Genomic DNA, 13,960 nt, shown 5'->3' with positions numbered 1-13,960 from the left:
GTGCTGGGCTGCCGGATGCAGTCCGGTCAGTACTGCCCGCCTGGCGAGGGAGCAAACGTTCGTCTGCCAGGCGTCTGACGGGTTGTTTTGTGGACTGGTAACGTAGGTTCGTACATGACCAGTCTGACGGACGTGTACGAACACGGCGTCGGCGCGGTTGCCAGCCGTCGACGACGGTACTTCGGGCTGGCACTGTTCGGCGTCGGTGCGGTCATGGTCGTCGCGGGCATCGTCCTCGCGACGACGGGTGTGGGTGAACAGTTCGGCCTCGCCGTCTACGAGGCTCGTGAACTCGCTGGCGTGCTCGCCGGGCTCGGCGTCCCGGCTGCGTTCCTGGGGAGTTTCGCACTGCTGCCGTCCAGCCGGCGGACCCAGGCTGCGGCGGTGATCGGCGGAAGCCTCGCGGTCTTCGGCGTCGTCCTCTTCCGGGAAGCCTACCCGTACCAGTGGGTCGGTGCAGCCGGCAGCACGGACTTTACGCTCCCGGTGGTCGTGGTGTACTTCCTCGGCGCCATCACGACGGTCTGGTGTCTGTTCCTGGCCGCCGCCAACGTCAAACGCCGTAACGACCCCGGCGGCACGGTCAAGATGGAAGTCACCGAGGAAGGCACCACGCGCATCCTCGAAGTCTCCGGGTCCGTGCCCGGCTTTGGCGGCGTCGGCCTGTTCGGGACCAATCCCGAGGGCGAGGTCGAGACCCAGACCAACGTCGACGAGGAGAACGTGCTGTACGACCGCGGCGACCAGAACGGAACGGCGGCCAGTGACGGCGGTGCGGCGGCCCAGTCGGTCGACGGGGACGCGACGGTCGAAACCCTCCCCGACGAGGTGGTCGAGGCCGTCAACACGCGCGGGCAGCCGGATCAGTACTGCGGCAACTGTGAGCACTTCAAGTACGTCCGCGTCAACGGCAACATTCGGCCGGGCTGTACCCTCCACAAGGAGGTCATGGACGACATGGAACCGTGCGACGACTGGGCGGCCAACAACTGAGCGGTACGGTCTCTTCTCGCGCTCCGATTCAATCCTGCGGAACTGATCGCTCGGTCGCTGTCTCCGGCTCGGACAGCGTCTCTTCGATCTGCGTGGCGATCAGAACGAGTCCGATCACGGCCAGGATCGCGCCGAACGCGAACGGAACGACAAATCCGAAGCGAACGAGATAGCCCGACGCGAGCGGCCCGAGCGCGGTCCCGAGCCCGAACGCCATCGTCAACAGCGAGAGTTGCGTGCCGGACTGGCCCGTGCCGACGATGTCGCCCGCCAGCGCGAGGCCTGGTGCGAACACCATCGCGACGGCGATCCCCTGGACCGTCCGCGCCACCAGCATCGTGGCCGGGGTCGTCACGAGTCCCTGGGCGAGCACCGACGGACCGAGGATCAGAAAGCCGACGAGAAGGAACGGTCGCCGCCCGTACTGGTCGCTCGCGCGGCCGATGGGGATCTGGAAGACGACGTTCGCGAGGACGACCGCGGCGAACTCCGCGCCGAACAACGCCGGCTGCTGGTTCAGTCTGGCGTTGATGGTCTCCTGCAGCGTGGCGAACAGCGCGATGCCGATGGCCATACACAGCGTCGCGACCGCGAGCGTGAAGACAGGGTCGAGCAGGTGGTCGCCGTCCCGATCGCGAACCGCGATCGAGAGGTCCTCACCGGCGCTGTCCCGGGTTTCGTCGGGGTCACTGATGAGCAGCGCCACGAGCCCGAGGCTGAGCAACGCGCCGACGACGGCCACGAAGAAGGCAGCGTCGAACCCAGAGAGCTCGGTTCCGCCCGCGATCGGGAGCGCGTACGGGCCGGCCGCGACCACGGTGCCGGCGACGATGGGCCCCATTCCGAAGCCGAGCAGGCGGAACGCGTTGAACACCCCGAAGTTTCCACCACGGCTGCCCTTCGTCGCGAGTTCGTTCACCAGCGCGATCGTACAGGGGATGGTGAACGCCGCACCAAGCCCCTGAAGTCCTCTGAAGAAGACGACGGCGAGGTAGCTGTCCGCGACGACGTACGCCGCGCTCGCGACGGCGAGCAGTGCCAGGCCGAACACGATGTACACCTTGCGCCGATCGGTGCGGTCGGAGAGGCGGCCGGTGAACGGCTGGGAGAGGCTGTTCAGGAACCCGAACAGCGAGAGGACGACGCCGATGAGCAGTTCCTCGGTGACGGCGAGTCCGAGGAGTGGCACCCGGGTGCCGACCAGTGCGTCCAGCGAGATCGCGCCGCTCGCGATGTACAGCGGGAGGACGACGATGAGAAAGGAGTTCGCGACTGCGTCGGCCATCCGCGCGAGCGCCAACACGAGGACCCGTCGGTCTGTCCCGAGCATCTATCCAGTCCACCTGCGCGGCGACCATGTCAGTTTCCATCTCGAATCTGGGAGGCGCTGTCACATCCTGGCCGCATCCGACGGGATTTTATTGGGCCTTCCGTAAGGGTACCTAACACAATGCAGTTCTGTGACGAATGCGGCTCGATGATGAAAACCGAAGACGGGATGTGGGTCTGTGGCAGCTGTGGCTACGAGACGCCGCGGGACGAACAGAAGGAGGCTGCGATGACGTCCACACAGTCCCAGGAAGAAAGCGAGGTCATCGACACCTCCGACGTCGACGCCGAGGACATGGGCCCGACGACCGAGGCCCGCTGTCCGGAGTGTGGCAACGACCGCGCCTTCTGGGAGATGAAGCAGATCCGCGCTGCTGACGAGAGCGAGACGCGATTTTTCACCTGCACCGAGTGCGAGCACAAGTGGCGCGAAGACGACCACTGACCACGGATGCCCGACGAGCGCGGGCAGGGGATGCCGGACGTTCCGGCCTCTCTCCTCGAGGGCTGGACGCAGACGGAGGCGACGGCTGAAACAGTCTTCCGCCTCCCGACCGCGAAAGTCGTCGGTCACACGCTCGTCTACGAAGACAGCGATCTCCGAGAAGCCGTGCGAGCCGCGACCGACGGCGACCTCGACCGGATGTGGCGCTTTTTCTTCGCCACTCGCCTGTCCTTTACCCCGCCGCTGCCTCCGGCCATCGGCCCGGCGGCGGTCTTCTCGACGGTCCGTTCCAGGGCCGAGTCGGAGTTCGTCGACATCCTCCGCGAACGCGGGTTCCGTGACGTCTCTCCGGGGAACAGCCAGCGCGTCCGCGTCGACACCGGCGACCGGGCCAGGCTCCGGGCGTTCAGCGCGACGCTCGACGCACTGCTTCCGGGTGGCGGGACGCGAGCACTCCCGATCGACGGCTGGCTCGCGGTCTGGACGACCGACGGTGAGTTCCGACTCGCGGGCGGTGCGTATCCGGCCCGGCCGCTCGACGCGTTCCTCGGGATCGATCTCCCGACCGTGTCGACTGATCCGGGAACCTGCCGACGCGAGCTGATCGCGCTGCTCCGGGGCGTCGAGTGAGCTATCTCCGCAAGCGCGATTCGAGACCGGATTCGGACCAGCGAGCCTGAATCCGACGTTTACACCGCAGCGGTCTGAGCCGCGTAGCGCGTCGCCGCAGGCCTCGAAGGGCCGTTTTGACGACGCCCCAGCCGTCGACTTCGGTCCGCCCGTCGGCGATCCGGCGACTCAGCCAGCCGGGCTCGGCGTGGGCGCCGAGCAAGGCGATCCGCGTCCCCGCAACGTAGACCGGCGCAGTGATTCCGCTCGCGGAGAGTGCCTGGTCGAGTTTCAGAAGCGTTTGCTGCTCCGTCCGGACGATCCGGATCGCCGCGCGGAGCGACTCGACGACGATCCGGACTTTCCCGGTGATCGACGTGAGTTTGAGCTGTGCCCCGTCGAGAGCGACGACGAGATTTGCCACCGTCTCCATGGGACCGGATGCGACGCCCGTGAGCAGCGTGTCGATGGTCTTGAACATCGTCGTGGTCGTGCCCGAGCAGTGCGCGGGTTATTCCAATCGCGCGAACGTCAGATAGCCGGTGTGGCCGACGCCCGCCGTCGACGGGCGGGACCCGCGGTCGTCGAAGTCCATCTCGCGCTGGATGGTCTCCAGCGATTCGACGTCCGAGAGCCCGGCCTCCCGTGCTGCCGCGACGATCTCCCGCGTCTGTTCGACGAACGGAGAGTAGACCGCGACGAAGCCGCCCTTCGCGAGCAGGTCGGGCGCCCTCGCGACGACGGTCGCGGCGTCTTCGGTGTCGAGCGTGAGCACGTCGAACGCTTCCTCGGTGAGGTCGTCGATCTCGTCGGTGATGTCACCGACGCGGACGTCGACGCGGTCGTCGACCCCGGCCAGTGCCATGTTCTCGCGGGCGACCTCGGCGAAGTCGGCGTCGCGCTCGTAGGTCACGACGTTCGCGCCGGCCCGGCCGAGGTACGCCGAGAGGACGCCCGTGCCGGTTCCGGCGTCTAAGACCCGGTCACCGCCGGACGCCCCGGTGTGGCCCATCACCAGCCCGATGTCTCTGGGCATCATCGGCGCGCCGGTGCGTTCGAAGTGTGCGAAACAGTCGGGGCCGCGCAGCTCGCGGACGGTGAACGCCTCGTCGAGATGGGTCGTCACCACCTCGCCCGCCTGGGCGTCCTCGGGGACCTCCAGGATGCCCAGATCGGTCTCTAAGGTTTCACCCCGCTGTAGGAGGTACTCGCGGTCGTCGCGAACCAGGAGAACTGCCACGTTACTCCAGGTCGGCGATGGCCGCTGCGAGGTCGCCGTCGTTCGCTTCGAGTGCCTCGCGGGCGTCGTCCTCCGAGACGCCGGCGCGCTCGGCGACGATCTCGACGTCCGAGTCGGGGATGCCGCTCGAACCGCTGTCGCCGCTCTCGACTGCGCCGGCGGCGTCGCCCTCGCCGCGGTCGCGGCTCTCGGGCGAGCCGATGATCTGGTAGGTCGCCTGGCCCTGTGCGTCCATCTTCTGGACTTCAGCGTCTGTGAAGACGAGTTCCTCGTCGGGCGTCCGAATGACGACCTCTTCGGCGTCGAGTTCGGTCAGGTCGATACCGAACTGGTCCATCATCTGTTGCATCTTCCGTGGGTCGAAACCGCCGCCTCCTCCGAACATACCCGTTCGGTCGCGGTCCGGACAAAAAACCCCACCGGTTCCCCGCGTTTTGGCCGCTCGACGCTAGCCGTTGGCGTCGGCTTCGTCCTCGTCGGCCCGCCGGTCGGACAGGACCAGCCCGCTGCCACCGACGAGCATCCCGAGTCCCACGAGCACCGCGAGCAGATGGAGTTCGCTCACCCAGAAGGGAATCGGATAGCCGGCGCGGACGAGGGACAAAAGCGACGTGAGGACGGGAATGCCACCCGCGGAATCGAGTTGCACGTTCCCGGCTGCCGGGTTGTACACCTGTCCGCCGACTGTCTCGCCCTCCGGGAGCCGTTCGGCCTCGTACGGGATGTACTCGAAGGTCGTGCTCCAGACGACGCTGCCGTTTTCCGTGACCTCGACGACGCGTTTGTTCCGCGAATCGGTGATGAGCGTGTTCCCGTTGTCGAGGCGGTCGGCGTCGCGGGGCCACTCGAACTCGAGGCCGTTTGCTGCTTGGAGTCCCCAGGCGACGAACCACTCGCCGTCGGACCCGTTCCGGTGGAGTTCGACGATGCGGTCGTTCTCGCTGTCGGCGACCAGGATGGCGTTCTCGGCGAGCCACTGCGGGTTGTGCTGTTTGTCGAGGAGGTCGGGGTCGCGGTCCTCGTTGACCACGTCGACGACGCCCTCGCCGCGTTCCACGATGACGAGCTGGTTGGCGTTCCGGACGCTGACCAGGAAGCGATCCGACCCCAGGTAGTCGACGTCGTTGACGTGGAGCCAGTCAGTTTTGGTCGGGTCTTCGGGAGCGTCGTAGTAGGAACTGGCCTTCCACTGCCAGGTGATCGTACCGTTCCGTGTGACGGTGTAGATCCGCTCGTGATCCATGTCGGAGACGAGGAACTCCCCGGAGGACAGCTGCTCGACGTCGTGCGTTTCGCTGTTGGTCATGGTCCGAACCGGGTAGCTGTACTCGAAGACGACCGGATCGGTCGCGTTCGGGTCGAGGATGCGGAACCCGGTGTGCGTACACGGCGACTCGTAGGGGCCGCAGTCGGTGTAGCCGCTGTCCATGAACCCGGCCATGACGGTCCCGTTGTCCAGTCCGGTGACGTCGAAGTAGCTGTCCGCGTTCGCGATTCCCCAGACGCGCTGTCCGCTCTCGTCGACGAGCTGGACGCTGCCGTAGTCGTGATACCCCAGTCCTCCCCCCTGGATCCCCACCAGCGTCGCCGTGGTGTTTTCCTTGGCGACTTCCTGGGAGGGCGCCGTCGCTGCGCTCGCGGCCACGACGAGTGCGAGGCCCGCGATCGCGGCGACGATCAGGGCGTATCCGAGTCTGTCACGCTCCATCTGAGCGTTCCGAGCAGTCGCAGGCAGTAAAAATCTCCTATCCGACTTCTCAGACCGCGATCAGCTGTCAGCGGGTTCTGCGGTCGAGTCTCCTTCGGCGGGGCCGGCTCCGTCTCGCACGAACACTGCCATCCCGCTCTCGAAATCGCGCATGCCGGCGCCCGAGAGTTCGGCGCGACCGACGCCCAGCAGCGGACCGTCCGCGTGAACGACCAGCACCTCGTCGCCCGGTCGGATACCTTCGTCTGCCGCCTGGACGAACTTCGCGAAGGCGTTGCGCCCCTTTCGCACGAACGGTTCGCTCTCGTCGCCCAGCACGACTCGGTGGGTCGGGGCGTCGAGCCCCGCCTGGAGGCGTTTCCCGCCGGTCACGCCGAGTCTGAAGCGGCCGTCGACGCCGTACGTGATGAGCCGGCCGGCGTCGGCGACGACCTGGTTCGGTCGTCCCGACGTGGTTCGATACACCGTCAGCTCCTCGCCGTCGGGAAAGAGTGCTGTGCCAGCCCCTGCGCCGAACTGGTAGTCGGCCACCCGCCGGAGCATCCGGCGCTCGTCGGTCTGCATGGCTACACCGAGCGGAGCCACGGACAAAACACCTTCCAACCGTCGTGCGCTGCTGTGCAATGGTATCGCATCCCGATAGTCATGCATGGTGTGATTCGTCATGCCAAGGTCGGGTGGTTTGGGTGGATTTATACTGGGTTAGGGCAAAGATGGCCCCAATATGGGAACAAACTCAACCAAGATCGGCGTCGGTTTGGTGCTGCTGCTCGTCAGCAGCGCCCTGATTCTGGGGGCGGGCCTGCAGGAGATTCCGCTGCCGGCCGTGGCCGGGAGCATCGCTGCGCTCGGTCTCGCTGCGGGCTCGCTGCTCGTGGGGACGTCTGAAGAAGGTCGGCCGGTCTAAACCCACTTTTTACTCACTCGGGTTTCCTCGGGCCGCTTCGCGGCCCTGCGGGAACCCTCCTCGCAAAAACCTGGACTAAAAAGGCGCGAGCGGCAAAGCCGCTCGCGTGAACCGCCTCGCCCTGCTCGGCGGATGCTCCCTCCTACAATCTACAGCAAGAAGGTCTCTTGTTGCGCGCTCATGTCGACGAACTCGTCAGCTGCTTCGATGAGTTCCTCGGCGGTGGACTCCTTGAACGCCATCACTTCGACGCGGCATCCCTCGTGTTTCAGGTGCCGGCAGAGCCGCGAGAAGTCGCCGTCTCCCGTACAGAGGACGATGGTGTCTACGTGGTTGGCCAGCGAGACCGCGTCGAGGCTCATCCCGACGTCCCAGTCGGCCTTCTTCGAGCCGTCGCCGAAGGTTTTGATCTCCTTGGTTTTCGCCTCGAAGCCGATGTCGACGAGTGCCTCGAAGAAGCTCTCCTCGTCTTCGGCGTTGGCGCGAATCACGTAGGCGATGGCACGGGTCAGTGTGCGACCGCGGACCCCCTCTTCAAGGAGCGAGCTGTAGTCGATGTTGCGGGTGTAGAGACTCCGGGCCGTGTGATAGAGGTTCTGCGCGTCGGCGAGCATCGCCACGCGCTGCCCCGGATGGACGTTCGTCATGCTCGCTCTTTGCGGACGGTCCGCCATATGGTTTTGCGTCTCGCACTCCCGACTGGTTTCGGTGCCGACCTGTTGTCGCAAACCCTAAGTTATCTCGTGTTGGTGTGTTTCGTATGCACCGCACCACAGGTCGGCGTGCGCTACGGTTGGAGCGCCGCCACTGTGGTGCAGGTCGTTTTCTCGAGCGTGCGAAACCGAAACGCAAACGCGAGTAGGGGCTCCCGGCGGGCGTAGCACCCTCGTCGCGGGCCGGTTTCGGTTGGACCGCCAGACCACCACGCTCAAATCAGTGCCACACGCACACCACAGCAATGACACACGACACCTACACCGGCGTGTTCCCCGCGATGACCACGCCGTTCCACGACGACGAAAGCATCGACTTCGAAACCCTCCAGGACCACGCGCAGTATCTCGAAGCGGCCGGCGTCGACGGCGTCGTCCCGATGGGGACGACCGGCGAGAGCGCAACGCTCTCCCACGACGAACACATCGAGGTCATCGAGGCAGTCGTCGAGGCCGTCGACGACGTCCCGGTGATCGCCGGCTCGGGCAGCAACAACACGCGCGAAGCGCTCGAACTCTCCCGCCGCTCGGCCGACGCCGGCGCCGACGGTCTCCTCCTGATCTCCCCGTACTACAACAAGCCCGAACCGGAAGGGATGGAAGCGCACTTCCGGGCGATCGCAGACGAGATCGACCTCCCGCAGATCATCTACAACGTCCCGTCCCGGACGGGCCGCAACATCGCCATCGAAACCGCGGTCAACCTCGCCGACCACGAGAACATCGTCGGTTACAAGGCCGCCAGCGGCGACATGAACCGAATCACCGAGGTCATCGAGCGCACCCGCAACGAGAACTTCTCCGTCCTCTCGGGCGACGACGCGATGACCCTGCCCATCATCGCCACGGGCGGCACCGGGACCATCAGCGTCTCCGCAAACATCGAACCCGAGCGGACCTGTGCACTGGTCGGTGCCGCCGTGTCGGGCGACTTCGAGCGCGCACGCGAGTACCACCACGAACTCGGCCCGCTGTTCCGCGCGCTGTTCATGGTCTCGAACCCGATCCCGATCAAGGAAGCCATGGAGATCCGCGGCCACTACGACTCCGGTCGGATGCGCTCGCCGCTCAACCGGATGAACGAGAAGGACCTCGATCACCTCCGCGAAGTGCTGGCAGACCTCGAGGACGGTGAGATCCCACAGGTCGCGGAGGCCGAGGAATGACCAGAATCGCTGTCAACGGTGCCGCAGGGCGGATGGGCCAGACCGTCATCGAGACGGCGGACGACCGCGACGACGTCGAGGCCGTCGTCGGCTTCGACGTCGACGACGTCGACCAAGTGCAGGACGTCCCCGTCGTCCACGCGGACGACGTGACCGAGGGCCTCGCCGAGTACGAACCCGACGTCGTCGTCGATTTCACGATACCCGAGTCGACGGTCGCGCTGGCAGACGCCTGCGTGGAGACTGGGACCGGGATGGTCATCGGCACCACCGGCTTCGACGACGAGGGGTTCGAGGCGCTTGAGGCAGCCAGCGAGTCCGTTCCGGTCCTCAAGGCGACGAACTTCTCGCGCGGCATCCAGGCGCTCCTGCGAGCGATCGGTGAGGCACTGCAGGCCGTGCCCGACTACGACCTGGAACTGATGGAAACGCATCACAACCAGAAGATCGACGCGCCGTCGGGGACCGCCAAGACCATTCTGGAGACCGTCCAGGAACACCGCGACGTCGAACCGGTGTACGGGCGCGAGGGGCACGCTCCCCGCGACGACGACGAGATCGGCGTGTTCGCGCGCCGCGCCGGCGACGTCCGCGGCGAACACGAACTCATCGCGGCGGGCAACGACGAAGTGCTCTCGCTGTCGCACCACGCCGAGGACCGCAGCGTGTTCGCGGCCGGCGCCCTCGACGCGGCGGCCTGGCTCGCCGGACAGAACGCCGACTGGTACGAATTCGGAGACGTTATCGACGCGCAGTAAGGAGACGGGAACACCATGAGCCTTCAATACGAGATCGAGTCACTGTGGAATCGCTACGACGAGGGACTGACCGCCGACGAGGCCACCGCCGACGACCTGGGCGTCCTCGACGCCTTCCTCGAAGCCCTCGAACAGGGAATCGTCCGCGCCGCCGAACCGGACGGGGACGACTGGCAGGTCAACGCGTGGGTCAAGCAGGGCATCCTGCTCAACTTCGGCCTGCGCGACATCGAGGCCCGTACCCACGGCGGCGTCGACTACCACGACGTGCTGCCGCTCCGCGAGACCGCCGACATCGGCGAGCGCGGCTCCCGGAACACGCCGGACGGCACGGTCATCCGACGCGGTGCCTACGTAGGCAGCGACGCGATCATGATGAGCCCGTCGTTCGTGAACATCGGCGCGTACATCGGCGACGGGACGCTCGTCGACTCCTGTGACACGGTCGGGTCGTGCGCCCAGATCGGCGAGAACGTCAAGATCGGTGCGAACACGCTCATCGGCGGCGTCCTCGAACCCGTCGAGAACGACCCGGTCATCGTCGAGGACGGCGTCTCGCTCGGGGCCGGCACCCGCGTCACCTCCGGGTTCAAAGTCGGCGAGAACAGCGTCGTCGGCGAAAACACGCTGCTGACGCCGCGCATTCCGGTGTACGACCTCGTCGAGGATCAGGTGCTGTACGGCGAACTGCCGCCGGAACGCCGGGCCTTCGCGCGCTACGTCGAATCCTCGGTCAGTGACGACGACCTGATCCCGGGCGCGGCCTACAAGCCGGCGGTCGTCGCGACGGACATCGAGACCGAGACCCTCGAAGGCACCGAGCGCGAGGACGCGCTCCGAGAATGAGCACCGGACCCGCAGTCCGCAGGCTGTCCGACTGGGACGCCGAGCGACTGCGCGGCCTCGCCGCGGCGTACGAGACGCCGCTGTACGTGATCGACGTAGAGCGCGTCCGCGAGAACTCGCGCCGGCTGCAGGACGCCTTTTCGGAAGAGGAGATCAGCTACGCGGTCAAGGCCAACACGACGCGCCCGGTACTCGAAACCGTCCGTGACACGGGCGTCGGCGCCGAGTGTGCCTCCGCTGGCGAGCTGCAGCGCGCTCTCGACGCGGGCTTCGATCCGGAAGCCGTGCGGTACACGGCAGTCAACCCGCCGGACCGCGACCTCGATCACGTCGTGGAGGTCGCCGACGAGCACGACGTCGTGGTCACGATCGATTCAGCGGACACGCTGGAACGCGTCGCCGACCGCGGTTTCGACGGACGGCTTTGCATCCGCGTCCTGCCGGGCGTCGGTGCCGGGCACCACGAGAAGGTTTCGACCGGCGCAGCACCGAAGTTCGGCGTCCCGTACGACCGGGTCGCCGATCTCGCGGCCGACGCCGTCGAGCGCGAGATGGAACTGGTCGGCCTCCACGCCCACGCCGGGAGCGGCATCTCCGGCGACGACCTGGACGCCCATCGTGAACTCGTGTCGCGGATGGGCGACCTCGCGCGGGACGTCATCGCGGACGTGACCGCGTTGGAATTCGTCAACGTCGGGGGCGGTCTCGGCGTGCCGTACCGCGAGGAGGAACCGCCGCTCGATCTGGACGCAGTGGCCGAGGCGACCCGGACGGCGCTCGGTGAGCTCGACGCCACGCTGGGAATCGAACCGGGACGGTACTTCGTGGCCGACGCGGGCGTGTTGCTCGCGACGGTCAACACGGTCAAGGAGACGGCCGAGACGACGGTCGTCGGCGTCGACGCGGGGATGACGACACTTATCCGTCCTGCGATGTACGACTCGTATCACGAACTGCGCTCGCTCGCGCCCGACGCGGCCGACAGGGACGTGGTCTCGGTGATGGTCGCCGGGCCGATCTGTGAGACGGCGGACGTGCTCGGCAGGGATCGATCGCTGCCGGCTCCCGAACGGAACGACGTCCTGGCGGTCGGGAACGCGGGTGCGTACGGCTACGAGATGAGTAGCCAGTACAACTCCCGGCCGCGGCCGGCGGTCGTGGCCATCGACGGACAGGAGGCGACCCTCGCTGTCCGGCGCGAGCGGCTTGCTGACGTAACTACACTGGAGGAACAATGGTCGGAGTAGAGAAGTACCACGGGACAGGAAACGACTTCATCATCGTCGACGCGGACGAGGAGGTACCGGACCGGCGGGCGTTCGCCGCGGACCTCTGTGACCGCGAGACGGGATTGACACATCCGGACGCGCTCAAGACGGGCGCCGACGGCATTCTCTTCCTCGCGCTGGAAGACGAGTACTCGCCGCCGCGAGTCGTCATGACGCTGGTCCAGCCGGACGGCAGCGTCGCGGCCATGTGCGGCAACGGCGCGCGCTGTGCGGCCAAGTGGGTCGCAGAGCGAACCGGCGCAGACGTCGTCATGATCGACACGCAAGCAGGCACCCGTCGCGCCGAGATCGGCGACCAGGGCGTCACCATCGAGATGGGCGAACCGACGTTCGACCCCGACAGAGTGCCCGTCGACAGCGACGAACCGCTCGTCGAGGAGACGGTCGAAGGGCTGTCGGTCACGGTGGTCAACACCGGCGTGCCGCACGCGGTCGCCTTCGTCGACGACGTGACGACGGTCGACGTCGACGGCATCGCGCCGGCCGTTCGCAACGCCGACGTCTTCCCCGAGGGCGCGAACGTCAACTTCGCGGCTCGACGGCCGGACGGTGGATTCGATCAGCGGACCTTCGAGCGCGGCGTCGAGGCCGAAACAGACTCCTGTGGCACCGGCGCGGTCGCCATCACCGCGGCTGCCGAGCGCCTCGGGAAAGTCGAGAAGGGCGAGCGCATTCCCGTCCATCCGCCGGGCGGCCGCCTCGTCGTCCAGTTGACCGAGGACGACGCGCTGCTCCAGGGACCGGTCGAGCGCGAGTTCGCCGGGCAGGCCGCACTCCCGGACTCGCAGCCGATCGACACCGACCAGGACACCGACGCCGACGCGATCGGTGACGACTGATGGACTTCGATCCGCTCTCTTTCCACGAAACCGCCGTTCAGACCGCGTCTCACGAAGACGTGTCCGAGATGCGCGACCTGCTGGTCGAGACGCTCGACGCACAGGGCGCCGATCCCGAGGTCGACGACGCCGGCAACACGCTCGCGACCCGCGAGGGCGACGCCGACGGCCCGCATCTCGTCTTGAACACGCACATCGACACGGTACCGCCACACGTCCCGTTTGAACGTGACGGCGACGTCGTCCGCGGTCGGGGGTCCTGCGACGCGAAGGGGCCGCTGGCCGCGCTGCTGACCGCGTTCTTCGGTGCTGACGTCGAGACGGGGACACTGACGCTGGCGATCACGCCCGACGAGGAAGTCTACTCGACGGGGGCGGCGGCCCTCGATTTAGGGGCCGACGGGTACATCGTCGGCGAGCCGACGGGACTCGACGTCTGTAACGCGGCGAAGGGACGCTTCGAGGGGACCGTGACCGTCGAGGGAATCGCGGCGCACGCTGCGGAACCGGCCAGCGGGGCGAACGCCATTCGGGCCGCATCGCCGGTGTTGCAGGCCATCGAGTCCTACGACGAGACCGTCGGACCGCCGGAACACGACTCGCTCGGGCGCCCGACGCTCGAACCGACGATCATCGAGGGCGGTGAAGCGACCAACCAGATTCCGGCCGAGTGTCGGATCACCGTCGATCGCCGGAGCGTCCCGCCGGAAACGCAGCAGGGCTTCCGCGAGCAACTGGAGGCGCACCTCCAGTCCTGGCTGCCGGAGTCGCTGTCGATCTCGTTCGAGTACACGGACCGCGAGACGCCGTTCCTCGAAGCCTTCGCGACGCCGGCCGACAGCGACGTCGTCGCGGCGATGCAGGACGCCGGGGCCGGCGAGGTTCGCCCGTTCGGGGCGGCGACCGAGGCGTCCTACTTCGCGCAGGACGCGCCGACGGTCGTGTTCGGGCCGGGCGTCCTGGCCGACGACGAGGGTGCCGTCGCCCACGCAGAACGTGAATATGTTCGTCGCTCTGACGTCGAGCGGGCGGGCGAGATCGTCACTGCCGCCGTCGAGCAGTTGCTCGGTTAGCGGGTCGTTCCCCCGGACAGAGCGTCGCGTTTTGTCGTCGACTGC

General features: G+C 67.0%; 17 protein-coding genes. 10 read left to right on the top strand and 7 right to left on the bottom strand.

Annotated features, from left to right (window positions below; translation table 11 throughout):
* Window positions 1–114 precede the first annotated feature (114 nt).
* Window positions 115–993, top strand: a complete 879-nt coding sequence (locus MU553_RS03445) for a cell division protein CdpA domain-containing protein (RefSeq protein WP_247375649.1) — start codon at window positions 115–117, stop codon at window positions 991–993.
* Between the two features lie 28 nt (window positions 994–1,021).
* Here the strand turns inward: MU553_RS03445 and MU553_RS03440 are convergent, their stop codons facing one another.
* Complete coding sequence (locus MU553_RS03440; protein ID WP_247375647.1) at window positions 1,022–2,323, bottom strand: MFS transporter; 1,302 nt, start codon at window positions 2,321–2,323, stop codon at window positions 1,022–1,024.
* Window positions 2,324–2,443: 120 nt separating this feature from the next.
* On the opposite strand from MU553_RS03440, the gene MU553_RS03435 reads away from it, so the two are divergent.
* Window positions 2,444–2,767 carry a transcription factor S gene (locus MU553_RS03435; RefSeq protein ID WP_247375645.1) on the top strand — a complete coding sequence of 108 codons (324 nt, stop codon included), beginning with the start codon at window positions 2,444–2,446 and terminating at the stop codon, window positions 2,765–2,767.
* Between the two features lie 6 nt (window positions 2,768–2,773).
* Window positions 2,774–3,397 carry a DUF6517 family protein gene (locus tag MU553_RS03430; protein WP_247375643.1) on the top strand — a complete coding sequence of 208 codons (624 nt, stop codon included), beginning with the start codon at window positions 2,774–2,776 and terminating at the stop codon, window positions 3,395–3,397.
* A gap of 1 nt (window position 3,398) precedes the next feature.
* Here the strand turns inward: MU553_RS03430 and MU553_RS03425 are convergent, their stop codons facing one another.
* The 5 genes from MU553_RS03425 to MU553_RS03405 all read right to left on the bottom strand — a co-directional run bounded on the left by MU553_RS03425 (window position 3,399) and on the right by MU553_RS03405 (window position 6,888).
* Window positions 3,399–3,857, bottom strand: a complete 459-nt coding sequence (locus MU553_RS03425) for a hypothetical protein (RefSeq protein WP_247375642.1) — start codon at window positions 3,855–3,857, stop codon at window positions 3,399–3,401.
* A 30-nt stretch (window positions 3,858–3,887) separates the two neighbouring features.
* Window positions 3,888–4,616 carry a methyltransferase domain-containing protein gene (locus tag MU553_RS03420; protein WP_247375641.1) on the bottom strand — a complete coding sequence of 243 codons (729 nt, stop codon included), beginning with the start codon at window positions 4,614–4,616 and terminating at the stop codon, window positions 3,888–3,890.
* 1 nt (window position 4,617) lies between these two features.
* Window positions 4,618–5,001 (bottom strand): nascent polypeptide-associated complex protein, encoded by a 384-nt coding sequence (locus MU553_RS03415; RefSeq protein ID WP_247375640.1) that lies wholly within the window; start codon window positions 4,999–5,001, stop codon window positions 4,618–4,620.
* 63 nt (window positions 5,002–5,064) lie between these two features.
* A complete protein-coding gene (locus MU553_RS03410; protein WP_247375637.1) occupies window positions 5,065–6,324 on the bottom strand; it encodes an aryl-sulfate sulfotransferase in 1,260 nt (419 codons plus the stop codon).
* Between the two features lie 60 nt (window positions 6,325–6,384).
* Entirely contained in the window at window positions 6,385–6,888 is a 504-nt protein-coding gene (locus MU553_RS03405; RefSeq protein WP_247375628.1) for a PUA domain-containing protein, read from the bottom strand.
* A gap of 160 nt (window positions 6,889–7,048) precedes the next feature.
* On the opposite strand from MU553_RS03405, the gene MU553_RS03400 reads away from it, so the two are divergent.
* Window positions 7,049–7,231, top strand: a complete 183-nt coding sequence (locus MU553_RS03400; protein ID WP_247375626.1) for a DUF8178 family membrane protein — start codon at window positions 7,049–7,051, stop codon at window positions 7,229–7,231.
* Window positions 7,232–7,380: 149 nt separating this feature from the next.
* Here the strand turns inward: MU553_RS03400 and MU553_RS03395 are convergent, their stop codons facing one another.
* Window positions 7,381–7,878, bottom strand: a complete 498-nt coding sequence (locus MU553_RS03395; RefSeq protein WP_247375624.1) for a LabA-like NYN domain-containing protein — start codon at window positions 7,876–7,878, stop codon at window positions 7,381–7,383.
* A gap of 311 nt (window positions 7,879–8,189) precedes the next feature.
* On the opposite strand from MU553_RS03395, the gene dapA reads away from it, so the two are divergent.
* From dapA to MU553_RS03365, 6 genes are read left to right on the top strand one after another with little or no spacing between them, the layout of a single operon-like run.
* On the top strand, window positions 8,190–9,110 hold the full coding sequence (gene dapA / locus MU553_RS03390; protein WP_247375622.1) for a 4-hydroxy-tetrahydrodipicolinate synthase: 921 nt from the start codon (window positions 8,190–8,192) through the stop codon (window positions 9,108–9,110).
* A complete protein-coding gene (gene dapB, locus MU553_RS03385) occupies window positions 9,107–9,868 on the top strand; it encodes a 4-hydroxy-tetrahydrodipicolinate reductase (RefSeq protein WP_247375620.1) in 762 nt (253 codons plus the stop codon). Before dapA ends, dapB begins: the two co-directional genes overlap by 4 nt.
* Before the next feature lie 15 nt (window positions 9,869–9,883).
* On the top strand, window positions 9,884–10,714 hold the full coding sequence (locus tag MU553_RS03380; RefSeq protein WP_247375608.1) for a 2,3,4,5-tetrahydropyridine-2,6-dicarboxylate N-succinyltransferase: 831 nt from the start codon (window positions 9,884–9,886) through the stop codon (window positions 10,712–10,714).
* A complete protein-coding gene (lysA, locus tag MU553_RS03375) occupies window positions 10,711–11,961 on the top strand; it encodes a diaminopimelate decarboxylase (RefSeq protein ID WP_247375607.1) in 1,251 nt (416 codons plus the stop codon). The genes MU553_RS03380 and lysA overlap by 4 nt, the downstream gene beginning before the upstream one ends.
* Complete coding sequence (dapF, locus tag MU553_RS03370; protein ID WP_247375605.1) at window positions 11,949–12,842, top strand: diaminopimelate epimerase; 894 nt, start codon at window positions 11,949–11,951, stop codon at window positions 12,840–12,842. Before lysA ends, dapF begins: the two co-directional genes overlap by 13 nt.
* Entirely contained in the window at window positions 12,842–13,915 is a 1,074-nt protein-coding gene (locus tag MU553_RS03365; RefSeq protein WP_247375596.1) for a M20 family metallopeptidase, read from the top strand. The genes dapF and MU553_RS03365 overlap by 1 nt, the downstream gene beginning before the upstream one ends.
* Window positions 13,916–13,960: the final 45 nt, after the last annotated feature.

This window comes from Halorientalis brevis, assembly GCF_023077655.1.
This window is presented reverse-complemented; position numbering and strand designations above follow the sequence as displayed.